This is a genomic window from Herbidospora daliensis (genome assembly GCF_001570585.1).
GTDB classification, from domain to species: Bacteria; Actinomycetota; Actinomycetes; order Streptosporangiales; family Streptosporangiaceae; genus Herbidospora; species Herbidospora daliensis.
The window spans coordinates 35,353-55,565 of the sequence record NZ_BBXF01000003.1; the positions used below are offsets into that span (position 1 = coordinate 35,353).

The window sequence follows — 20,213 nt, forward strand, 5'->3', positions numbered from 1 at the left end:
ACCCCCCGCCGCACCGCGGCCGCCGCCCCGCCCGGGTCGCCGGCGGCCAGCCGCCGCAGCGCCTCGGCGTGCCAGCCCCGCACCCGCGACAGCGCCGGGCCGCGCTGGCGGAACCGCGCCGCCGTGGTGAGCAGGTCGAGCGCGCGCGAGCGGGCGTCGGGGCCCGGGGCCGCGTCGAGGATCAGGCGGGCGCCCAGCAGCCGGGCCTCCACCGACGCCGCCGTCCAGCCCGCCAGGGCCAGTTCGTCGGCGATGGCGGCGAACCGGGCCGCCGAGACCCCCGGACGCCCCGCCGCCAGGCGGGAACGCAGCACCGCGAACGTGGCCAGCGCGCGCCACTCGGGGCGCTGCTGGGCGCCGAACTCGCGGGCCGCCCGCCGGGCCGCCTCGACCGCGTGCTCGTGGTCGCCCTCCAGGGTGGCGGCGCGGGCGAGCAGCAGACGTACCTCAGGCAGCACGATCGCCCGGCGGCGGCGGCGCAGTTCGGCGACCGCCTCCTCGGCGGCGGCGCGGGCCTCGGCGGTCAGCCCGACCGACAACAGCAGCTCGGAGCGGTCGCTGAGCAGCCAGCCCAGCTGGTGGGTGCCCAGGTCGCGGAAGCGGCTCTCGGCCAGGTCGAGGTAGCGCAGCGCGCCCGGCACGTCGCCGCGCACCCCCCGCACCCAGCCCAGGTTCAGCCGCACCACGGCGAGCGACAGGTCGAGCCCGAGATCGGCGCACAGGGTCTCGGCCTCGTGGAAGTCGGCCTCGGCGGCGGCGAACTCGTGGCGGTAGCCGTGCACGATGCCCCGGTTCGACAACACCCGCTGGAGCCACACGTGGTCGTGCGCCCGCCGCAGCACCGGCAGGGCCTGGCGGTAGGCGGCCAGCGCGTCGGCGTGCCGCCCGAGATGGTTGAAGATCGCGGCCCGCTGGGCCTCGGCCCGCGCCCGCAGCCCGCCGTGCAGGCCGGGCAGCAGCGCTTCGAGGTCGGCCAGCGCCTGCCGGGGACGGCCCCGCATGCTGGTCACGAACGCCATCCGGATCCGCGCCTCGGCGGCCAGCTCGGGCGACCCGGCCCGGCCCGCCGTGCGGATCGCCGCCCGCAGGTGCCGGGCGGCGGTCGCCAGGTCGTCGAGGTGGACGGCCGCGATGCCCAGCGCCCGCTCGGCCCGCGACTGGGCGGCCAGGTCGCGCCGTTCGCGGGCGCGCGCCGCCACCTCGGCCGCGACGATCACCGCCCGCCCCGGATCGGCCTCGGCGAGCATGAGCGCGGCCCGCGCCGGATCCTGGGTCGTCGTCACCCGTCGCAGTTTTCCACTCCTGATTTCCGCGCGGGATGTATCAAACGGGTGAGTGCCCGCTCATCAATCGGAAGTGGCGAATCACGCGAGGGAGTTCCCCATGCCTTTCACCGACCCGGGCGGCGTCTACCGAAGCGACACCGAGGCCTGGAAGGTCGACCAGCTGGTCGTCGACCGGCGATATCAGACCCTGATCTCCAACCGCCTCACCGACCTGACCGGCCACACCTGGCGGGAGCTCGACACCAGCCCAGAGCTGGGCCTCACCCTCTGCGATCTGCCCGAGCTGGCCGCCATCGAGCAGGCCCTCATGGCGGGCTTCCTCGACGGCGTGCGCCGGTCGCGCGTGGGGGCGTACGACCCCGCCGAGCCGATTCCGGCCCTCGATCTGCTCCTGTACGCCCTCCGCACCGACTTCGAGGAGAAGTACGCCGGCTGGTCGCCCCCGATGGCCAAGAACCGGCTGCTCGACGGCGTCCAGGGTTCGCCCTACACCGGCGGCGGACGGCCCGACGAGCTCGCCCCGGCCGTGCACGCCGAGGTGTCCCGGCTGACCGCCCCCGGCGTCGGGCCGCACGTCGGCATCCTCGACTCCAAGGTCGTCCCCCACCCCGACCTGGAGGGCCGCTTCCTGGCCTCGGCCACGGACATCTACACCGGCGGCGCGCCGCACCCCTCGCCGGTCGGGCACGCCACCTTCGTCGCGGGCGTGATCCTCAAGCACGCCCCGGACGCGGTCCTGGTCATGCGGTCGATCCTCGACAACAGGGGCGTCGAGGTCTCGTCGTGGTCGGTGGCCAAGGCCATGGTCGGCTTCCTGCGGACCGACGTGAAGGTGCTCAACCTGTCGTTCGGCTGCACCACCCACGACAACCGGCCGCCGACCGTGCTGGAGCGGGCCGTGCAGCGGCTCTCGCCCACGATCGTGCTGGTCGCGGCGGCCGGCAACCACGGCCGGCCCACCCAGCGGCGGCGCGCCGCGGGCATCACCGAGGTCACCCCGGTCTGGCCGGCCGCCTGCGCCGACGTGATCGCCGTGGGCGCCCGCGACGCCGAGTTCAGCCCGAAGGTCCCGTGGATCAACGTGCTGGCCGACGGCGTGGCGGTGACCAGCACCTACCTCACCGGCGAGGTCGACCTGGTCGAGCGGCTGCTGACCGGTGAGGAGGTCGTACAGGACAAGATGCAGTTCAGCGGGTACGCCACCTGGAGCGGCACCTCCTTCGCCTGCGCCGCCGTGGTCGGCGAGATCGCCGCCCGCGCGACCGCGCAGCACATCTCGGTCCGCGCGGCGGCCGACCTCATCGTGGCCGAATCCGGCGACGAGGTGCTCGCCGAGCTCACCCTGTAGTGTCCAGACGGGCCGCCCGCCTGCGGCCCGCCCGGACACGAGGGAGGAGAGAGCCATGCGTGACGACGCCCTCATGGAGGAGCTGGCGGCCGCGCTGCGGGCCGCCGACCCGGTGCCTCCCGGGCTGGTCGAGATGGGGCAGGCGATCTACACCTGGCGGCTGGTCGACGCCGAGCTGGCCGAGCTCAGCTCGCTCGGCGGGGCCGGGCCGCTGGTCCGCGCCGACGAGGTGGCCGCGCTGCGCGACCTGGCGTTCCAGACCGCGTCGGGCCTGGTGATCGAGCTCGGCGTCAGCGGCGACGCCCTGCTGGGCCAGCTCGACCCGCCGGCCGAAGGCGAGGTCCGCGTCGTCACCGGCGCGGGGCCGGGCCCGGGGCTGCCCGTCGACGAAGTGGGCGGTTTCCGGATCTCGCCGATCCCGGCGGGCCGGTTCCGGCTCCACTTCCGGGGCGGCGGGGTGAACGTGGTGACCACCCCGATCTACTGGGGCGGCACCCACGACGAGTAGAGCAGCCGGGCCCGCCAGCCCTCGTAGGGGAGCGTGTCGCCGGTGAGGATCGGCTGCAGCCAGGCGAAGTTGGCCAGCACCAGCAGCCCGAACACGCCGACGGCCACCGCGCCCCGCGACCGGCGGGCCGGGCTCGCCTCGCGTTTCCCGAGCGCCAGACCGGCCACCAGGGTCAGCGCCAGGATCATGAACGGCACCATCGGCAGCGCGTAGAACTGGTACATCGTCCGGTCGTCGACGATGGCGTAGTAGAACCACGGGATCCAGCCGGTGGCGTAGCCGAGCAGCACCGCCCCGGCCCGCCAGTCGCGCGTCGCGGTGTACCACGACAACATCGCGACCATCGCCGCCAGCCCCGCGAACCACAGGATCGGGGTGCCCGCCGCGTAGATCGCCGACGAGCACGAGTCGGCCCCGCAGCCCTGCGGCGAGCTGTAGTGCAGCAGCACCGGCCGGAACTGCAGCGGCCACTGCCACGGCTCGGTCGCGTAGCTGTGCCCCGAGGCCAGCCCGGTGTGGAACGACAGCGCCTGGAGCTGGTAGGACACCAGCGACCTGATCGAGTCGAACAGGAAGAACGCCCACCCGTGGTCGGTGGCCTGATCCCAGTTGCGCCCCCACCCGCGCTCGCTGACGAACCATCCCGTGTACGACACCACATAGACCACGACCGGCACGACCCACATCCAGGCCACGGCGAGCGGCAGGTCCCGCTTCCACGACCCGCGATAGGGCCGGCGCAGCCCGATCGAGCGCCGCGCCCCGGCGTCCCAGAACAGGGTCAGCACCAGGAACCCGACGAGGAAGAACGCGCCCGTCCACTTGGTCGCCGTCGCCGCCCCCAGCGCCAGCCCGGCCAGCAGCCGCCACGGCCGCCACCCCAGGTGGGGCCCGAAGTCGCCGGGGATCGCCCGCGCGTGCCACTCGGCCAGTCTGGCCCGCATGTGGTCGCGGTCGGTGACCAGGCAGGCGAACGCCGCCACCAGCCAGAACGACAGGAAGACGTCGAGCAGCGCGGCCCGCGACATGACCAGGTGCATGCCGTCGACGGCCAGCAGGAACCCGGCGAGGCAGCCCAGCAGCGTCGAGCGGGTCATCCGCCGGGCGGTGCGGGCCAGGATCAGGATCGACAACGTCCCGACGACGGCGGCCATGAACCGCCAGCCGAACGGGTTGACGCCCCACGTCCACTCGCCGAAGGCGATCATCCACTTGCCGAGGGGCGGGTGGACCACGTAGTCGCCGCACTCGGCGACCCGCGCGCAGGTCCGGAACACCCCGTCGCCGCCCGCCAGCAGGGCCGGATCGGGCTTCTCGATGCTTTTCGTCTCGACGCCGAAGCGCAGCAGCGACAGCGCCTCTTTGGCGTAGTAGGTCTCGTCGAACATCACCTCGTGCGGTTTGCCGAGGTTCATGAACCGCAGGATCCCGCCGAACACCGTGACGATCAGCGGCGCCAGCCACCCCCACAGCACGCTGCCGGGCTGCGGCGGCACGAGGCGGTCGCGCGCCGGGACCGGGAGGGGAGGGGAGATCGTGGTCACCCGCCTCATCCTATTTATGGCAAAGGATGGGATCGCTCCACCTACTACAATTGCGAGGGGTGCCCCGAATGTCCGCATGATGGACATCGCGGGATTCCGGACCGGCCGTCCGTAGACTGTTCGGGTGATTTCCCGTATCGACCTGCGCGGGCCCCTGCCGGGGAACCTGCGCGACGTGCTGCCCCGCGCCGAGCTCGACGTGGAGACCGCCCTCGAGAAGGTGCGGCCCATCTGCGAGAAGGTGCGCCATCATGGCGCGGAGGGCGTTCGGGAGCTGACCCATCGGTTCGACGGCTTCGACCTCCCCACGGCCCGCGTCCCCTCCGAGGCCCTGCACCGGGCCCTGGAGACGCTCGACCCGAAGGTCCGCGCCGCCCTCGAAGAGGCCATCCGCCGCACCCGCCTGGTCCACCGCGACCAGCGCCGGACCGACGTCACCACGACGGTCGTCCCGGGCGGCACCGTCACCGAGCGCTGGATCCCGGTCGACCGCGTCGGCCTCTACGCGCCCGGCGGCCTGGCCGTCTACCCGTCCAGTGTGATCATGAACGTGGTGCCCGCTCAGGAGGCCGGGGTGCCCTCGATGGCGGTGGCCTCACCGCCCCAGGCGCCCGACGGGCTGCCCCACCCGACGATCCTGGCGGCCTGCGTGCTGCTCGGGGTCGACGAGGTCTACGCCGTGGGCGGGGCCCAGGCCGTCGCGATGTTCGCGTACGGCACCGAGGACTGCCCCGCCGCCTCGATGGTCACCGGGCCGGGCAACATCTGGGTCGCGGCGGCCAAACGGCTGCTCAAGGGCCGCATCGGCATCGACTCCGAGGCCGGTCCGACCGAGATCGCGATCCTCGCCGACGCCTCCGCCGACCCCGTCCACGTCGCCGCCGACCTGATCTCGCAGGCCGAGCACGACACCCTGGCCGCCGCCGTGCTGGTCACCGACTCGACCGAGCTGGCCGACGCCGTCGAGATCGAGCTCAAGGCCCAGGTCGCCCGCACCAAGCACACCGAGCGCATCACCGAGGCGCTGGCCGGCAGGCAGTCGGGCATCGTGCTGGTCTCCTCGATCGACGACGGCATCAAGGTCGTCGACGCCTACGCCGCCGAGCACCTGGAGATCCAGACCCGGCAGGCCGCCGAGGTGGCGTCCAGGATCAGGAACGCCGGCGCGATCTTCGTGGGCGCCCACGCGCCCGTCTCGCTCGGCGACTACATGGCCGGGTCGAACCACGTGCTGCCCACGGGCGGCTGCGCCTGTCACTCCTCGGGCCTGTCGGTGCAGACGTTCCTCAAGGGCGTGCACGTCGTCGACTACAGCCGCGAGGCGCTCGCCGAGGCCGCGCCGCTGGTGTGCGCGCTGGCCGACGCCGAAGACCTGCCCGGCCACGGCGCCGCGATCCGCGCCCGGTTCGATTGGGAGATTCCCGGCTGATGACCACACTCGACGACCTGCCCATCCGCGACGACCTGCGCGGCAAGCACCCCTACGGTGCGCCCCAGCTCAACGTGGCGGTGCAGCTCAACACCAACGAGAACCCCTACCCGCCGTCAGAGGCGCTGCTCGACGACCTGGCCAGGGCGGTCCGGCAGGGGGCCGCGAGCCTCAACCGCTACCCCGACCGCGACGCGGTCGAGCTGCGCAAGGACCTGGCCGACTACCTCGGCCACGGCCTGACCGCAGGCCAGCTCTGGGCGGCCAACGGGTCCAACGAGATCCTGCAGCAGACCCTCCAGGCGTTCGGCGGCCCCGGCCGCTCGGCGATCGGCTTCGAGCCGTCCTACTCCATGCACCCGATCATCGCCGCCGGCACCAGCACCCGCTGGATCGAGGGCGGCCGGGAAGAGGACTTCTCGCTCGACCCCGGGCGCGCGGTCGCCCTCATCGAGGAGCACCGGCCCGACGTCGTCTTCCTGACCTCGCCCAACAACCCGACCGGCACCGCCCTGCCGCTCCCGGTGATCGAGCGGGTGCTGGAGGCCGCCCCCGGCATGGTGGTCGTCGACGAGGCCTACTTCGAGTTCGCCCGGACCGGCACCCCGTCGGCGCTGTCGCTGCTGCCCGGCCACCCGCGCCTGATCGTCACGCGGACCATGTCGAAGGCGTTCGCGATGGCCGGGGCGCGGGTGGGCTACCTGGCCGCCGACCCGGCGGTGATCGACGCGCTGCTGCTGGTGCGGCTGCCCTACCACCTGTCGACGCTGACCCAGGCCGCGGCCCGGGTCGCGCTGGCGTACCGGGGCGAACTGCTCGGCACGGTCGACGCCCTGCGCCAAGAGCGCGACGCGACCGTGACCTGGCTACGGCAACGTGGCCTGTCCGTGGCTGACTCCGACGCCAATTTCGTGCTATTCGGTAAGTTTCCGGATCGTCACGCGGTGTGGGAGGGCGTACTCGACCGCGGGGTCCTGATCCGCGAGACCGGGCCCGCCGGGTGGCTGCGCGTATCGATCGGCACGAGTGAAGAGATGGCGGCCTTCCGGGCCGCCCTGGAAGGGGTCCTCTCATGAGGGTCGGGCGCATCGAACGCACGACGAAGGAGACGTCCGTCCTGGTCGAGATCGACCTCGACGGCACCGGCGAGGTCGAGATCGCGACCGGCGTCGGGTTCTTCGACCACATGCTCAACCAGCTCGGCAAGCACGGCCTGTTCGACCTGACCGTCAAGACCGAGGGCGACCTGCACATCGACGCCCATCACACGATCGAGGACACCGCGATCGCGCTCGGCGCCGCGCTCAAGCAGGCCCTGGGCGACAAGTCCGGCATCCGGCGGTTCGGCAACGCCTCCTGCCCGCTCGACGAGTCGCTCGCCGAGGTCACCGTCGACCTCTCGGGCCGGCCCTACCTGGTGCACAGCGAGCCCGAGAACATGGCCCCGATGATCGGGCCCGACTACGACACCACGATGACGCGGCACATCCTGGAGTCGATCGTCGCCTCGGCCTCGATCTGCCTGCACGTGCGCGTGCCCTACGGCCGCAACGCCCACCACATCGTCGAGGCGCAGTTCAAGGCCCTGGCGCGGGCGCTGCGCGCGGCCACCGAGCTCGACCCGCGGGCGACCGGGGTGCCCAGCACCAAGGGCGTGTTGTGAACTTCTCCTCCAGCGCCATGATCTTCATCGGCCTCTTCCTGATCGGCGGGGTGGTCTCCTTCGCCAAGCAGAAGCTGAAGCTGGCCGCGGTGGTGACGGGCGCGCTGTCCGCGCTGGCCCTGACGGCGGGAGTGATGTGGTGGCAGTGAAGAAGAACGTCGTCGTCCTCGACTACGGCTCGGGCAACCTGCGCTCCGCCGAACGCGCCCTGGCGCGCGTCGGCGCCGAGGTGACGGTGACCGCCGACTTCGACGAGGCGCTGAACTGCGACGGCCTCGTGGTGCCCGGCGTGGGGGCCTTCGCGGCCTGCATGACCGGGCTGCGGTCCGTGCGCGGCGAGCAGATCGTCGCCCGCCGGCTCGCGGGCGGCCGTCCGGTGCTCGGGATCTGCGTCGGCATGCAGATCCTGTTCGAGAAGGGCGTCGAGCACGGCGTCCACACCGAAGGCTGCGGCGAGTGGCCCGGCACGGTCGAGCGCCTCGACGCGCCCGTGCTGCCCCACATGGGGTGGAACACCGTCACCGCGCCCGCCGACTCGGTGCTGTTCGCGGGCCTCGACGCCGAGACCCGCTTCTACTTCGTGCACTCCTACGGCGTGCGCGAGTGGGAACTCGTCCCCCACGACGAGGGGTTCAAGGCGCCGCTGGTCACCTGGGCCACCCACGGGGTGTCGTTCGTCGCCGCCGCGGAGAACGGCCCGCTCATGGCCACCCAGTTCCACCCGGAGAAGTCCGGCGACGCCGGAGCGACCCTGCTCCAGAACTGGCTGAACACCCTCTCATGAGCAAGGAGCGGGCCAGACGCCGGGCCGAGAGGGAGGCCGAGAAGGCCCGCCTGGCGGAGGAACGGGCCCGCCGCGAGGCCAAGACGGCCAGACGGCGGGAACTGCGCGGCCGGATCACGGCCGTGCTGCCCAAGCCGGTCAGAGTGGCCCGGCAGGGCGGAGTGCTGGCCCGGCGCCGCCGCGCCCAGAACGCGGCCATGCTCGTCCTGTTCCTGCTGGTCCAGGTCATGGCCTGGTTCACGCTCGACATGATGGCGCGGCTCGCGGTACTGGGCCTGTCCATCCTGATCGTCCCGGTGCTCGTCACCGTTCTCTTCGACCGGAGGTCCTGAACAGATGTCACTCGTGTTGCTGCCCGCCGTGGACGTGGCCGACGGCCAGGCGGTCCGCCTGGTGCAGGGCGAGGCGGGCTCGGAGACCTCGTACGGCGACCCGCTCGCCGCCGCCCTCGCCTGGCAGGACGCCGGCGCCGAATGGATCCACCTGGTGGACCTCGACGCCGCCTTCGGCCGTGGCTCGAACCGTGAGCTGCTCGCCGAGGTCGTCGCCAAGCTCGACGTCCAGGTCGAGCTGTCCGGCGGCATCCGCGACGACGCCTCCCTGGAGGCCGCGCTCGCGACCGGCTGCCGCCGCGTCAACATCGGCACCGCCGCCCTGGAGAACCCGTCGTGGTGCTCCAAGATCATCGCCGAGTACGGCGACCGCATCGCCGTCGGCCTCGACGTCCGGGGCACCACCCTGGCCGCCCGGGGCTGGACCCAGGAGGGCGGCGACCTCTGGGAGGTCCTCGACCGCCTGGAGGCCGACGGCTGCCCCCGCTACGTCCTCACCGACGTGACCAAGGACGGCACCCTGCGCGGCCCCAACCTCGACCTGCTGCGCGAGGTGTGCGCGCGTACCGACAAGCCGGTCATCGCCAGCGGCGGCGTCTCCAGCCTCGACGACCTCCGCGCCCTGAACGGCCTGGTCGGCCTCGGCGTCGAGGGCGCCATCGTCGGCAAGGCCCTCTACGCCCAGGCGTTCACGCTCGAAGAGGCGCTCGCGGCGGTGAGGGCATGACGACACCCACCCGCATCTCCTCGGGCGGGCCCTGGGAGGAACGCTACGGATACTCGCGCGCCGTCGTCGCCGGGAACCACGTCTTGGTCTCCGGCTGCACCGCCACCATCGGCGGTGAGGTCCAGCACGTCGGCGACGCCTACCAGCAGACCCTGACCGCCTTCGGCGTCGCCCTCGACGCCCTGGAGAAGGCGGGCGCGTCGGTCGCCGACGTCGTCCGCACCCGGCTGTTCGTGGTCAGCCAGGACGACTTCGACGCCGTCGGCGAGGCCCACGGAGAGTTGTTCGGCGAGGTCCGCCCCGCCTGCACGTCGGTGCGCGTGGCCGGCCTGATCGACCCGCGCATGCTGGTCGAGGTGGAAGTGGAGGCCTACCGGTCATGACCGTGGCCGTGCGCGTGATCCCGTGCCTGGACGTCGACGCGGGCCGGGTCGTCAAGGGCGTCAACTTCGAGAACCTGCGCGACGCGGGCGACCCGGTCGAACTGGCCAGGCGCTACGACGCCGAAGGCGCCGACGAACTGACCTTCCTCGACATCACCGCCTCCAGCTCCGACCGCTCGACCATGTACGACGTGGTCCGGCGGACCGCCGAACAGGTCTTCATCCCGCTGACCGTCGGCGGGGGAGTCCGCACCAACGACGACGTCGACCGCCTCCTGCGGGCCGGCGCCGACAAGGTCGGCATCAACACCGCCGCCATCGCCCGGCCGGAGTTCCTCCGCGAGGCGGCCTGGCGGTTCGGCTCGCAGTGCATCGTCCTGTCCGTCGACGCCCGCCGCGTCGTCGACGGCCCGCCGACCCCGTCGGGCTTCGAGGTGACCACCCACGGAGGCCGCAGGGGAACCGGCATCGACGCGGTCGAATGGGCCGCGCGGGGCCAGGAACTCGGCGTGGGCGAGATCCTGCTGAACTCGATGGACGGCGACGGGACCAAAGACGGCTACGACATCGAGATGATCAAAGCCGTGCGCGCCGCCGTGACGGTACCGGTGATCGCCTCGGGCGGGGCAGGGACGCTCGAGGACTTTCCCCCGGCGATCGACGCGGGCGCCGACGCGGTCCTGGCCGCGAGCGTGTTCCACTTCGGCGAACTGAAGATCGGCGACGTGAAGAACACCTTGCGCCTGTCGGGCCACGCCGTCAGGTAGGGCACGTCGAAGAGCCGGGCGTCATGAACGACGCCCGGCTCGGCTTCGGACGTGCAGAACGCGCGCTCGACCAGCCGTCATTTCTTGTACGGAATGCGCGATGCCTGGCCGTCGTACCGGCACCGAGCGGTCACGTCTCCGGAGAGCGGAGTTCGGCCAGCCTCCGTCGCAGGACCTCGCGTTCGGCCGGGTTCTCCGTCCGGGCCAGCGCGTTCTCGTACGCGGCGACGGCCTCAACGGACCGGCCCAGGCGGCGCAGCAGGTCGGCCCTGACGGCGTGGAACAGGTGGTGGCCGTCGAGGTCCAGGCCGTCGAGCAGCCCCAGAGCCGCCGACGGCCCGTCGACCTCGGCCACGGCGACGGCGCGATGGAGGGCCACCACCGGGGTGGGGGCCAGGGCCAGGTGCCGGTCGTAGAGCCGCACCACCTGCCGCCAGTCGGTCGGGGCGTCACTGTGGACGGCGTTGATCGCCGCCTGGATCTGATAGGGCCCCGGCCGGTCGCGCCGCAGGCAGCGGCGGACGAGCTCCTGACCCTCCGCGATGAGGTCCCGGTCCCACAACGAACGGTCCTGGTCGGCCAGCAGCACGAGCGACCCCCCGGCCGTGACCCGGGCGGCCCGCCGCGAATGGATCAGCAGCATCAGCGCCAGCAGCCCCAGCACCTCGGGTTCGTCGGGCATGAGCCCGGCCAGCAACCTCCCCAGCCTGATGGCCTCGGCGCACAGGTCGTCCCGGACCGGATCACCCGACCCGCTCAGGTAGCCCTCGTTGAAGATCAGATAGATCACGGCCAGCACCGACCCCAGCCGCCCCGGCAGGTCGGCGTCGGAGGGCACCCGATAGGGGATCCCGGCGTGCTTGATCTTGGCCTTGGCCCGCACGACCCGCTGGGCCACCGTGGCCTCGCTCACCAGGAACGCACGGGCGATCTCCCCGGTGGTCAGCCCGCCCAGCAGCCGCAACGTCAACGCGATCCGCGCGCTCTCGCCCAGGGCCGGATGACAGCAGGTGAAGATCAGGCGCAACCGGTCGTCGGGCACGGCCCCCTCCTCGGCGGCTTCGCCGGGCGCGTACAGGAGAAGCGCCTCGGCCTGCCGCCCGGCCCGGCCCGCCTCCCGCCGGTTGCGGTCGATCAGCTTGTTGCGGGCCGTCGTGATGAGCCAGCCCGCCGGGCTCGGCGGCGTCCCGTCGCGCGGCCACCGCTCGGCCGCCACCGCGAACGCCTCCTGCACCGCCTCCTCGGCGAGGTCGACGTCCCCGGCCAGCCGGACGAGTACGGCCACCGCGCGGCCGTACTCGTCCCGGAAGGCCCGCTCGATCCCGCTCAGCCGTCGTCCTCCCTCGCGAACGGCCGCACCTCGACGGGCAACGTGGTCGCCAGTGCGTACCGCCGCCCCCATTCGAGCGCGACGTCGAGATCGGCGGCCCGGATGACCACGATCCCGCCGATGTGCTCCTTGCCCTCCGCGAACGGCCCGTCGGTCATCACGACCTCGTTCCCGGAGGCCCGCAGCACGGTGGCGGTGGCCTGGTCGTGCAGCCCGTCGCCGAACACCCACGAGCCGGCCTCCCGCAACTCCCCGCGCAGGCGGCCGACCTCGGCCATGATCCCGTCCATGACCTCCGGCCCGGGGGCGGGACCCTCCGGCTGGTACATGCTGAGCAGATAGTTCTTCACGTCACTCCACCTCGTACGTCGCGATGACCACACCCGTGCCGGTCGGCACACTCTCCACCAGCCGGAACGCGCCCGGTGTCCCGCCGTCGGGAAACAACCGCCGCCCCGCCCCCAGCACGAGCGGATGCACCGCCAGCACCAGCCGATCGACGAGCCCCCGCGCGAACAGCGCCCTGACGAGCTCCCCGCTGCCGAGCACGGCGATGTCCTGCTCGACCTCCTTCTTCAGTGCCGGTACGGCCTCCTCTGTGAGGACCGTCGAGTTCGGCCAGGCCGGCGGGTGGGTCATCGTCCTGGATACGACGTATTTGGGGGTCGCGTCCAGCTTGGGGGTGAACGCATTGCCGTCGTCCCGCCCGTGCCAGACGGCGAAGAAGTCCTCGAACGTCCGGCGCCCGAAGAGCATGGCGCCGGTGGCGGCCATGCCCGCGCCCATGACACGCATCATGACGGGGTCGGCATAGGGCGCGGCCCACCCGCCGTGCCGGAACCCGCCCCGGGTGTCCTCATCGGCCCGGCCGGGCGCCTGCATCACCCCGTCCAGCGTCACACTCTCGGTGACCACGATCTTCCCCATCGCAACAGCCCCTTTCGGTCTCACCTCCTACACGAACGACGACCCCCCGAATCGACACCGCCCGGACGGGATTTCACATCGCATGACCTTTGGGCAGAGGAAGAGCTGTCCACCATCGGCACGTAGGCGCGAAGGCCGCCGATCCTCAATGCCCAGAATCCGCGACAGCCATGAGCGGGAGCCGCAGATGTCCCCTGCGGATGAAATGGCGCGTTATTTCACCGGGTGCGCGATGTATTGGTATCGCCATCGCGGGCGAAGGCCACTATGGCTGCCGGATGGGCGCTTGGTGGAGAGAACTGGTGTCCATCGCTCATGGGTGAGCTTTCAATCAAAGCGTTCCGCAGGCATGCGTCGCAGTGAGTGCGCATCACAATGGGCGCACGTTCCAGCAGGCAGGTGGCTGGCCAGGTATGCCCCCACAGTGAGCGCGCGTCCAAGGAGCGTGTCCAGGGGGCGAGTGGGCAGCGGCGCGTGACTGGCGGACCCTGTCTGGCGGTGCGTCAGGGGCGCGTGTCCAGGGGGAGTGGACAGCGGCGCGTGTCTGGCGGCGAGTGGACAGCGGTGGTGTCTGGCGGATTCTGTTTGGCGGTGCGTGTCCAGGGGGCGCGTGTCCAGGGCGAGTGGACAACGGTGGTGTCTGGCGGATCCTGTCTGGCGGCGAGTGGACAGCGGCGAGTGGACAGCGGCGAGTGGACAGCGGCGAGTGGACAGCGGCGAGTGGACAGCGGCGAGTGGACAGCGGCGAGTGGACAGCGGCGAGTGGACAGCGGCGAGTGGACAGCGGCGAGTGGACAGCGGCGAGTGGACAGCGGCGAGTGGACAGCGGCGAGTGGACAGCGGCGAGTGGACAGCGGCGAGTGGACAGCGGCGAGTGGACAGCGGCGAGTGGACAGCGGCGAGTGGACAGCGGCGAGTGGACAGCGGCGAGTGGACAGCGGCGAGTGTCTCTCGGCGCCCGTGTGGCGGCGCGTGTGTGGCGGCGCGTGTCTAGGGTTCGTTGGAACTGGACCGAGTTTTAGTGGCCCGTGTTCCCGTAGAGGGTGAAGCGGGTGTTCAGGCTGCGCCTGCTCCCGAGTGTGTGCGCGCCGTAGTGGGGGCGTCCCATGGGAAGCACGTCCCAGCGGGGCGCGCGTTCCGGGCGGGTAAGTGTCCGGACCGGCAGGTGGATCCGGAAGGGCATGCGGACAGGCCTGTGTCGCAGTAGGCGCGCGTCTCCACGTGCGCGTGTCCTGACGGCAGCGAATCCAGTCCGGCCTACCCGGACGAGCCCATGTTCACGGCAGCCCGTTCTCCAGGCAAGAACGCGGTAGGCGTGCGTGGCGGGTCGGCGGATTTCAGGAGGCAAGAGCCCCGCGGGGAGGGCCGTAGGGCCGTTCCCGCTCAGGCTCGGAGGACCTGGGCCAGCGACAGCGGAGGGTGCCCCGTCACCTTCTCCACGTGGTCGGTCACCACGTCGAGCTCTCCCGCCCCAACCGCCGCATAGGACGTCACCCATCCCGCCACCGCCCACTCCGGCGCCCCGTACCGCTCCCGCGATGCGTAAGCCTCCTCCAGGCTCTCGTTCTCGAACGCCACAGAGGAGCCGCGCGCCGAAGACAGGATGCGGGCGACGTCGGTCATGGTGAGCAGGTCGGGGCCCGTCAGGTCGTAGGTGACGCCCTGGTGGTCGGCCGGGTCCTGCAGGATCGTGGCGGCCACCGCGGCGACGTCGTCGCGGGCCACGGGGGCGAAGCGGCCGTCGCCCGCGGGGCCGCGGATGACGCCGTCGTCGCCGATCATGTTCTCGAGGAAGTCGAGGTAGAGGCTGTCTCGGAGGAAGGTGAAACCTACTCCGGTCTCCTCGATGTGCCGTTCGGTGTGCCAGTGGTCGCGGCCGAAGGTGAACGTGCACTCGGGCCCCGCTCCGAGAAACGAGGTGTAGACGATGCGGGGGACGCCCGCCGCCACCGCCGCGTCGACCGCCGCCGTGTGGAGGGCGACGCGGTCGGGATTCTCGGTCGCCGAGATCAACATGAGGACCCCGGCGCCGTCGAGGGCCGCCGCGAACGCGGACGGGTCTTCGTAGGGCGCCTGGGTGATCTCCGCGCCGTCGAGGTGGGGAGCCCGGGACGGGTCGCGCACGACCAGCCGCTGCCGGACTCCGGCCTGAGCCAGTCGCCGGGCGATCCGCCCGCCGAGCCCGCCGGTCGCCCCGGTCACCGCGATCAGGTCACTCATCAGACCAGTTTCGCATGGGAGAGTTCGGCCGCCCGGTCAGTGCGCGCCGAAGCCCTCCGTCAGATGATCACGTGGGCGCCGGAAACGAGGGAACCGCGGACGAAGCTACTGGTTGAGCACGCCGTTGAAGAAGGTGGCCAGCGAGTTGGCGCCGGAAGTGACACCGTCAAACACTCCCCTGACAGCGCCGGCCGCGGCTGACGGCTGAGTCCAGAGGTAGAAGGCCACGAACGCAATGCCTGCGTACGTGAGCACTTTCTTGACCTGCATTGGGGGGCCTCCTGCGGTATGTGTCCCGGATTTTTCTACCCGGCGACATCAGTGATCATAACTAGCCGGATAGAGAGGAGGACCTTCCGGCACGCCCGACCGCAGCAAAGGCGAACCCCGGTTCAGGCAAAGAGTGAGTTGAAGAACTGGGCGAGCGAGTCGGCCCCGTCGCCGACGGCGTCGAACACGCCGCGCACGGCGCCGGCCGCCCCCTGGGGCTGGGTGAACAGATAGAAGATCACGAAGGCGATGGCGGCGTACGTGAGTAACTTCTTGGCGTTCATGGCGGTGCTCCAACCGTGTGCAGTGCCATCACTCTGCCGCATCGGTCCCGGCCGTGGGCGTGGTTTGGCGCGAACGTGGTCCCGCCCGCTTGCCCCACGGGTCCCAGTAAAAACTCCGGTTCGCCCCAATCCGAAGGGCCCTTAGCTTCGAAGGACCTCATAAAGGGAGGTCAGGTGCACCGGAAGGTAGCGGTCATCGGCAGCGGCGTGGCGGGGCTCACCGCCGCGCACGTGCTGCGTGCCACACACGACGTGACGCTCTACGAGGCCGACGAGCGGCTCGGCGGGCACGCCCACACCCATGACGTGGCGGGGCTGGCGGTCGACACCGGGTTCATCGTCCACAACGACCGCACCTATCCCCATCTGACGCGGTTGTTCCGGGAGCTGGGGGTGGCCACCCAGGAGTCCGACATGAGCATGTCGGTACGCTGCGACGGCTGCGGCCTCGAATACGCCGGCGGCAAGGGCGTGACCGGCCTGCTGGCCCGTCGCCCCTCGGCGGCCTACCTTCGGCTGCTGGCCGACGTGCCCCGGTTCCACCGGATGGCGCGCGCCCTCCTGGAGACCGACGACGACCGCACCCTCGGCGAGGTCACCGGGCACTTCCCGGCCTACTTCACGCGGCACTTCCTGACCCCGCTGGTGGCCGCCGTCTGGTCGTGCTCGCCCGCGACCGCGCTGCGTTATCCGGCCCGCTACCTGTTCACGTTCCTGGCCAACCACGGCATGCTCAGCGTCTCGGGCAGCCCCCAGTGGCGGACCGTCACCGGCGGCAGCCGCAGCTACGTGGAGAAGGTGGCCAAGGGCCTGACGGCGGTGCGCACCGCGACCCCCGTACGGGAACTGAGAAGGCACGCCGACGCGGTCGAGATCCGCGACGACGGCGACGAGACCGTCACCTACGACGCGGCCGTGGTCGCCACCCACCCCGGGCAGGCCCTCGCCCTGCTGGCCGCCCCCACCGACCTGGAGCGGCGGGTTTTGGGCGGCTTCCCCTACTCGCGGAACCCGGCGGTGCTGCACACCGACGCCGGCGTGCTGCCCCGCGCCGGGCGGGCGCGGGCGTCGTGGAACTACCGCATGTCCGGCTGCGCCGCCGAACCTTCTTCTGTACGCGTCTCCTACGACATGACCCGACTCCAGCGGCTGCCGACCGATACCCGCTATCTGGTCACCCTCGGCGACGACGTGCCCGCCGGACACGTCATCGCCCGGATGGACTACGAGCACCCCGTCTACACCCCCGAGACGGTCGCCCTGCAGAAACTGCTGCCGGGGCTGTCCGACGGCCGGGTGGCGTTCGCGGGGGCCTACCACGGATGGGGTTTCCACGAGGACGGCTGCCGGTCGGGGCTGAGCGCCGCCGAGAACCTGGGGGCACGCTGGTGACACCCGCCCTGTATCGCTGCTCCATCACCCACGTGCGTTCCGCGCCGCTGCGCCACGCGTTCACCTACGACGGCTACCTGTGGCTGGTGGACCTCGACGACCCGCCCCGCGGCTTCGACCCGGACGCCCGCCGCGAGCTCGACGCGTTCCTGGCGGAGCACGGCGAGCGCGCGGGCCAGGTGGTCATGCTCGCCGGGCGGCGCACCCTCGGCTACGTCTTCAACCCCCTGACCGTCTACTGGTGCGACACCGGCGTGGTGGTCGCCGAGGTCCGCAACACCTACGGCGGACGCCACCGCTACCTGCTCCGCCCCGACGCCCACGGCCGCGCCGAGACGGGCAAGGAGTTCTACGTCTCGCCCTTCAACCCGGTCGACGGCCACTACACGCTCCGGCTCCCCCGCCCCGGCGAGCGGCTCGACCTGGCGGTGACGCTGCACCGTCCAGAGGGAAGGCCCTTCGTGGCGACGGTGCGCGGCCGGCGGGTCGCCCCGACGCTGCGCAACCGGCTGCGGCTCGCGCCCCTGCTGGTGGGGGCCCGGATCCGGCGCCAGGGCATCGCCCTCTACCTGCGCGGGCTGCCCGTCGTACCCCGAAAGAGAGAATCGTCATGACGCACGCCATCGCCCTCACACCCCCACGGTCGCCCCTGCGGGTACGGGTGGTCCGGCAGCTGTTCCGCAACGCGGTGGCCCGGTTGCCGTTGCAGGTCCTGATGCCCGACGGGGAGCTGCTCGGCGACCCCTCCGGTCCCCTCATGCGGGTGGTGCGGGCGGAGGACTTCTTCTCCCGGGTGGGCGCCGACGGCCTGATCGGCTTCGGCGAGGCCTACATGGCGGGCGACTGGGAGGCCGACGACCTGGCCGGGGTGCTGACCGTGATGGCGACCCAGCTGGCGTCGTTGATCCCGGCCCCCTTGCAGCGGTTGCGCGGCGTGTGGGCGCGGCGGCATCCCCGCTCCGAGGAGGGGACGGTGGAGAACGCCCGGCGGAACATCCAGCGGCACTACGACCTGTCGAACGACCTGTTCGCGGAGTTCCTCGACCCGTCCATGACCTACTCCGCCGCGCTGTTCCACGGCGAGGCCACCTGGGAGAACCTGGAGGCGGCCCAGCACGCCAAGATCGACCGGCTGCTCGACGAGACCCGGGTCGGGCCCGGCTCGACGGTGCTGGAGATCGGCACCGGCTGGGGCGCGCTGGCGATCAGGGCCGCCGCGCGCGGGGCCACGGTCCGCACCATCACCCTCTCGGCCGAGCAGCGGGCCTTCGCCCTCGACCGGGTGGCCGCCGCCGGGCTCGCCGACCGGGTGTCGGTGGACCTGTGCGACTACCGGGAGGCGGCCGGGTCGTACGACGCCGTGGTCAGCGTGGAGATGATCGAGGCGGTGGGCGAGCGCTACTGGCCGGTCTTCTTCGCCGCCCTCGACCGGCTGCTGGCCCCCGGCGGGCGGGTGGGGCTGCAGGCGATCACGATGCCGCACGACCGGATGGTGGCCTCGCGGTACACGTACACGTGGATCCAGAAGTACATCTTCCCGGGCGGGATGCTGCCGAGCGTGACGGCCATCGAGCAGAACCTCGGGCCGCTGCGCGTCGCCGGGCACCATGAGATGGGCGGCGACTACGCCGAGACGCTGCGGCTCTGGCGGGAACGTTACTGCGCGCGGCGGCCGGAGATCTCCCGGCTCGGCTTCGACGAGATCTTCCACCGGATGTGGACCTTCTATCTGGCGTATTCCGAGGCCGGTTTCCGGTCGGGCTATCTGAACGTGCGGCAGTTCGTTCTGGAAAGGGGTCGGTCGTGACGCTCGTCGCAAGCCGGTTGGCCGATACGGTCGCCGGGCTGTTCGGAGGGGCGCTGCCCGTCGGGCTGCGTACCTGGGACGGCGGTTTCGCCGGTCCCGCCGACGCGCCCGTCGTGGTGCTCAGATCGCCCCTGGCGCTGCGGCACCTGCTGTGGGCGCCCGGCGAGCTCGGGCTCGCCCGCGCCTACGTCAGCGGCCACCTCGACGTCGAGGGCGACCTCGCCGACGGGTTCCGCCGGGTGTGGGCGGCCGGGTCGGGCGGCCCCGGCCTGGCCGAGCTGGCGCGCGGGGCCCGCGCCCTGCTCGGGCTCGGCGTCGCGGGGCCCCGCCCGCCGATCCCGGTGAGCGAGGCCCGGCTGCGCGGCCGCCTGCACACCCGGGGCCGCGACCGCGACGCGATCTCCCACCACTACGACCTGTCCAACGACTTCTACTCGCTGATCCTCGACCCTTCGATGGCCTACTCGTGCGCCAAGTGGGCCGACGGAGACGACCTCGCCTCGGCCCAGCGCCGCAAACTCGACCTCATCTGCACCAAGCTCGGCCTCCAGCCGGGAACGCGCCACCTGGACGTCGGCTGCGGCTGGGGCTCGATGGTCCTGCACGCCGCCGAGTACGGCGCCGAGTCGGTCGGCGTCACGATCGCGGCCGAGCAGCAGGCGTTCGTCCGGGCCCGCGGCGGCGAGGTCAGGCTGCAGGATTACCGCGACGTGTCCGACGGCCCCTACGACGCGATCTCCTCCATCGAGATGGGCGAGCACGTCGGCGAGGAGAACTACCCGGTCTACGCCGCGACCCTCTTCCGGCTGGTCCGCCCCGGCGGCCGGGTGGTGATCCAGCAGATGTCGCGGGGGGCCAACGCCCCCGGCGGCGGGCCGTTCATCGAGCGCTACATCGCGCCCGACATGCACATGCGGCCCGTCGGCCGGACCGTCGCCATGTTCGAGGACGCCGGCTTCGAGGTGCTCCACGTCGAGGGCATGCGGGAGGACTACGCGAAGACCGTCAGGGCCTGGTACGACACCTTCGAGTCCCACTACGAGAAGGCGGTCGACCTGGTGGGGGAGGAGGTCGCCCGGGTGTGGCGGCTCTATCTGGTGGGAGGCGGGCTGGCCTTCGAGTCGGGACGCATGTCCGTCCACCAGATCACCCTCGGCCGCCCCGCGTGACCGGCAGGCGGGCGGCGCCCGGGAGCGCCGCCCGCCCTCACCG

24 protein-coding genes are annotated in these 20,213 nt (G+C 72.0%); 15 read left to right on the forward strand and 9 right to left on the reverse strand.

The window, feature by feature from the left end; all coding sequences use genetic code 11:
• A partial coding sequence (locus AW274_RS41290) for a tetratricopeptide repeat protein (protein WP_500786071.1) occupies window positions 1-1,283 on the reverse strand: 1,283 nt, incomplete at its 3' end.
• A gap of 100 nt (window positions 1,284-1,383) precedes the next feature.
• Between AW274_RS41290 and AW274_RS15565 the strand changes: the two genes are divergently transcribed.
• Window positions 1,384-2,634 (forward strand): S8 family peptidase, encoded by a 1,251-nt coding sequence (locus AW274_RS15565; protein ID WP_062432129.1) that lies wholly within the window; start codon window positions 1,384-1,386, stop codon window positions 2,632-2,634.
• Window positions 2,635-2,689: 55 nt separating this feature from the next.
• Entirely contained in the window at window positions 2,690-3,142 is a 453-nt protein-coding gene (locus AW274_RS15570) for a hypothetical protein (protein ID WP_062432131.1), read from the forward strand.
• On the opposite strand, the gene AW274_RS15575 is transcribed toward AW274_RS15570, so the two are convergent.
• Window positions 3,115-4,686, reverse strand: a complete 1,572-nt coding sequence (locus AW274_RS15575; RefSeq protein ID WP_063813380.1) for a dolichyl-phosphate-mannose--protein mannosyltransferase — start codon at window positions 4,684-4,686, stop codon at window positions 3,115-3,117. The genes AW274_RS15570 and AW274_RS15575 overlap by 28 nt on opposite strands.
• 124 nt (window positions 4,687-4,810) lie before the next feature.
• Here AW274_RS15575 and hisD point away from each other — a divergent pair, with 124 nt between their 5' ends.
• Genes hisD through hisF form a run of 9 tightly spaced genes read left to right on the forward strand, consistent with a single transcriptional unit; the run spans window position 4,811 to window position 10,771 of the window.
• Window positions 4,811-6,115: a histidinol dehydrogenase gene (hisD, locus tag AW274_RS15580; RefSeq protein ID WP_062432133.1), complete on the forward strand. Its 1,305-nt coding sequence runs from the start codon at window positions 4,811-4,813 to the stop codon at window positions 6,113-6,115.
• Window positions 6,115-7,191 carry a histidinol-phosphate transaminase gene (locus AW274_RS15585; RefSeq protein ID WP_062432136.1) on the forward strand — a complete coding sequence of 359 codons (1,077 nt, stop codon included), beginning with the start codon at window positions 6,115-6,117 and terminating at the stop codon, window positions 7,189-7,191. Before hisD ends, AW274_RS15585 begins: the two co-directional genes overlap by 1 nt.
• On the forward strand, window positions 7,188-7,778 hold the full coding sequence (gene hisB / locus AW274_RS15590; RefSeq protein ID WP_062432138.1) for an imidazoleglycerol-phosphate dehydratase HisB: 591 nt from the start codon (window positions 7,188-7,190) through the stop codon (window positions 7,776-7,778). The genes AW274_RS15585 and hisB overlap by 4 nt, the downstream gene beginning before the upstream one ends.
• Window positions 7,775-7,927: a CG2302 family histidine operon protein gene (locus AW274_RS41295; RefSeq protein WP_169806249.1), complete on the forward strand. Its 153-nt coding sequence runs from the start codon at window positions 7,775-7,777 to the stop codon at window positions 7,925-7,927. Before hisB ends, AW274_RS41295 begins: the two co-directional genes overlap by 4 nt.
• A complete protein-coding gene (gene hisH / locus AW274_RS15595) occupies window positions 7,924-8,562 on the forward strand; it encodes an imidazole glycerol phosphate synthase subunit HisH (protein ID WP_198169300.1) in 639 nt (212 codons plus the stop codon). The genes AW274_RS41295 and hisH overlap by 4 nt, the downstream gene beginning before the upstream one ends.
• Window positions 8,559-8,894 (forward strand): hypothetical protein, encoded by a 336-nt coding sequence (locus AW274_RS15600; protein WP_062432141.1) that lies wholly within the window; start codon window positions 8,559-8,561, stop codon window positions 8,892-8,894. The genes hisH and AW274_RS15600 overlap by 4 nt, the downstream gene beginning before the upstream one ends.
• Before the next feature lie 4 nt (window positions 8,895-8,898).
• On the forward strand, window positions 8,899-9,621 hold the full coding sequence (priA, locus tag AW274_RS15605; RefSeq protein WP_062432144.1) for a bifunctional 1-(5-phosphoribosyl)-5-((5-phosphoribosylamino)methylideneamino)imidazole-4-carboxamide isomerase/phosphoribosylanthranilate isomerase PriA: 723 nt from the start codon (window positions 8,899-8,901) through the stop codon (window positions 9,619-9,621).
• Complete coding sequence (locus tag AW274_RS15610; protein WP_062432148.1) at window positions 9,618-10,004, forward strand: RidA family protein; 387 nt, start codon at window positions 9,618-9,620, stop codon at window positions 10,002-10,004. Before priA ends, AW274_RS15610 begins: the two co-directional genes overlap by 4 nt.
• The gene (gene hisF, locus AW274_RS15615; protein ID WP_062432150.1) at window positions 10,001-10,771 is read left to right on the forward strand and encodes an imidazole glycerol phosphate synthase subunit HisF; all 771 of its coding nucleotides are present in this window, start codon (window positions 10,001-10,003) and stop codon (window positions 10,769-10,771) included. The genes AW274_RS15610 and hisF overlap by 4 nt, the downstream gene beginning before the upstream one ends.
• A gap of 130 nt (window positions 10,772-10,901) precedes the next feature.
• Here the strand turns inward: hisF and AW274_RS15620 are convergent, their stop codons facing one another.
• From AW274_RS15620 to AW274_RS41305, 7 genes are all read right to left on the reverse strand, one after another.
• Entirely contained in the window at window positions 10,902-12,101 is a 1,200-nt protein-coding gene (locus tag AW274_RS15620) for an RNA polymerase sigma factor (RefSeq protein ID WP_062434496.1), read from the reverse strand.
• Window positions 12,098-12,451 (reverse strand): YciI family protein, encoded by a 354-nt coding sequence (locus tag AW274_RS15625; RefSeq protein WP_062432153.1) that lies wholly within the window; start codon window positions 12,449-12,451, stop codon window positions 12,098-12,100. The genes AW274_RS15620 and AW274_RS15625 overlap by 4 nt, the downstream gene beginning before the upstream one ends.
• A gap of 1 nt (window position 12,452) precedes the next feature.
• Window positions 12,453-13,028: a dihydrofolate reductase family protein gene (locus AW274_RS15630; protein WP_062432156.1), complete on the reverse strand. Its 576-nt coding sequence runs from the start codon at window positions 13,026-13,028 to the stop codon at window positions 12,453-12,455.
• Between the two features lie 1,018 nt (window positions 13,029-14,046).
• A complete protein-coding gene (locus AW274_RS40320; protein WP_157520305.1) occupies window positions 14,047-14,211 on the reverse strand; it encodes a hypothetical protein in 165 nt (54 codons plus the stop codon).
• A 200-nt stretch (window positions 14,212-14,411) separates the two neighbouring features.
• Window positions 14,412-15,248, reverse strand: coding sequence for an NmrA family NAD(P)-binding protein (locus AW274_RS15635; protein WP_062432159.1), 837 nt, complete (start codon window positions 15,246-15,248; stop codon window positions 14,412-14,414).
• A gap of 105 nt (window positions 15,249-15,353) precedes the next feature.
• Window positions 15,354-15,518: a hypothetical protein gene (locus AW274_RS41300; protein WP_169806250.1), complete on the reverse strand. Its 165-nt coding sequence runs from the start codon at window positions 15,516-15,518 to the stop codon at window positions 15,354-15,356.
• Window positions 15,519-15,640: 122 nt separating this feature from the next.
• Complete coding sequence (locus tag AW274_RS41305; protein WP_169806251.1) at window positions 15,641-15,802, reverse strand: hypothetical protein; 162 nt, start codon at window positions 15,800-15,802, stop codon at window positions 15,641-15,643.
• Window positions 15,803-15,976: 174 nt separating this feature from the next.
• On the opposite strand from AW274_RS41305, the gene AW274_RS15640 reads away from it, so the two are divergent.
• From AW274_RS15640 to AW274_RS15655, 4 genes are read left to right on the forward strand one after another with little or no spacing between them, the layout of a single operon-like run.
• A complete protein-coding gene (locus AW274_RS15640) occupies window positions 15,977-17,194 on the forward strand; it encodes an NAD(P)/FAD-dependent oxidoreductase (RefSeq protein WP_062432162.1) in 1,218 nt (405 codons plus the stop codon).
• Window positions 17,191-17,808, forward strand: coding sequence for a DUF1365 domain-containing protein (locus AW274_RS15645; RefSeq protein ID WP_062432166.1), 618 nt, complete (start codon window positions 17,191-17,193; stop codon window positions 17,806-17,808). The genes AW274_RS15640 and AW274_RS15645 overlap by 4 nt, the downstream gene beginning before the upstream one ends.
• The gene (locus tag AW274_RS15650; protein ID WP_062432169.1) at window positions 17,805-19,001 is read left to right on the forward strand and encodes an SAM-dependent methyltransferase; all 1,197 of its coding nucleotides are present in this window, start codon (window positions 17,805-17,807) and stop codon (window positions 18,999-19,001) included. The genes AW274_RS15645 and AW274_RS15650 overlap by 4 nt, the downstream gene beginning before the upstream one ends.
• Complete coding sequence (locus tag AW274_RS15655) at window positions 18,998-20,170, forward strand: class I SAM-dependent methyltransferase (protein WP_062432172.1); 1,173 nt, start codon at window positions 18,998-19,000, stop codon at window positions 20,168-20,170. Before AW274_RS15650 ends, AW274_RS15655 begins: the two co-directional genes overlap by 4 nt.
• Window positions 20,171-20,213: the final 43 nt, after the last annotated feature.

Excerpts from the sequence above, each read along its gene's own strand:
- AW274_RS15565 (WP_062432129.1), top strand. The coding sequence starts at position 1,384 with ATGCCTTTCACCGACCCGGGCGGCGTCTACCGAAGCGACACCGAGGCC.
- hisF (WP_062432150.1), top strand. The coding sequence starts at position 10,001 with ATGACCGTGGCCGTGCGCGTGATCCCGTGCCTGGACGTCGACGCGGGC.
- AW274_RS15600 (WP_062432141.1), top strand. The coding sequence starts at position 8,559 with ATGAGCAAGGAGCGGGCCAGACGCCGGGCCGAGAGGGAGGCCGAGAAG.
- priA (WP_062432144.1), top strand. The coding sequence starts at position 8,899 with ATGTCACTCGTGTTGCTGCCCGCCGTGGACGTGGCCGACGGCCAGGCG.
- AW274_RS15650 (WP_062432169.1), top strand. The coding sequence starts at position 17,805 with ATGACGCACGCCATCGCCCTCACACCCCCACGGTCGCCCCTGCGGGTA.
- AW274_RS41300 (WP_169806250.1), bottom strand. The coding sequence starts at position 15,518 with ATGCAGGTCAAGAAAGTGCTCACGTACGCAGGCATTGCGTTCGTGGCC.
- hisB (WP_062432138.1), top strand. The coding sequence starts at position 7,188 with ATGAGGGTCGGGCGCATCGAACGCACGACGAAGGAGACGTCCGTCCTG.
- AW274_RS15610 (WP_062432148.1), top strand. The coding sequence starts at position 9,618 with ATGACGACACCCACCCGCATCTCCTCGGGCGGGCCCTGGGAGGAACGC.
- AW274_RS15570 (WP_062432131.1), top strand. The coding sequence starts at position 2,690 with ATGCGTGACGACGCCCTCATGGAGGAGCTGGCGGCCGCGCTGCGGGCC.
- AW274_RS15585 (WP_062432136.1), top strand. The coding sequence starts at position 6,115 with ATGACCACACTCGACGACCTGCCCATCCGCGACGACCTGCGCGGCAAG.
- AW274_RS15630 (WP_062432156.1), bottom strand. The coding sequence starts at position 13,028 with ATGGGGAAGATCGTGGTCACCGAGAGTGTGACGCTGGACGGGGTGATG.
- AW274_RS41305 (WP_169806251.1), bottom strand. The coding sequence starts at position 15,802 with ATGAACGCCAAGAAGTTACTCACGTACGCCGCCATCGCCTTCGTGATC.
- AW274_RS15635 (WP_062432159.1), bottom strand. The coding sequence starts at position 15,248 with ATGAGTGACCTGATCGCGGTGACCGGGGCGACCGGCGGGCTCGGCGGG.
- AW274_RS40320 (WP_157520305.1), bottom strand. The coding sequence starts at position 14,211 with ATGCCCTTCCGGATCCACCTGCCGGTCCGGACACTTACCCGCCCGGAA.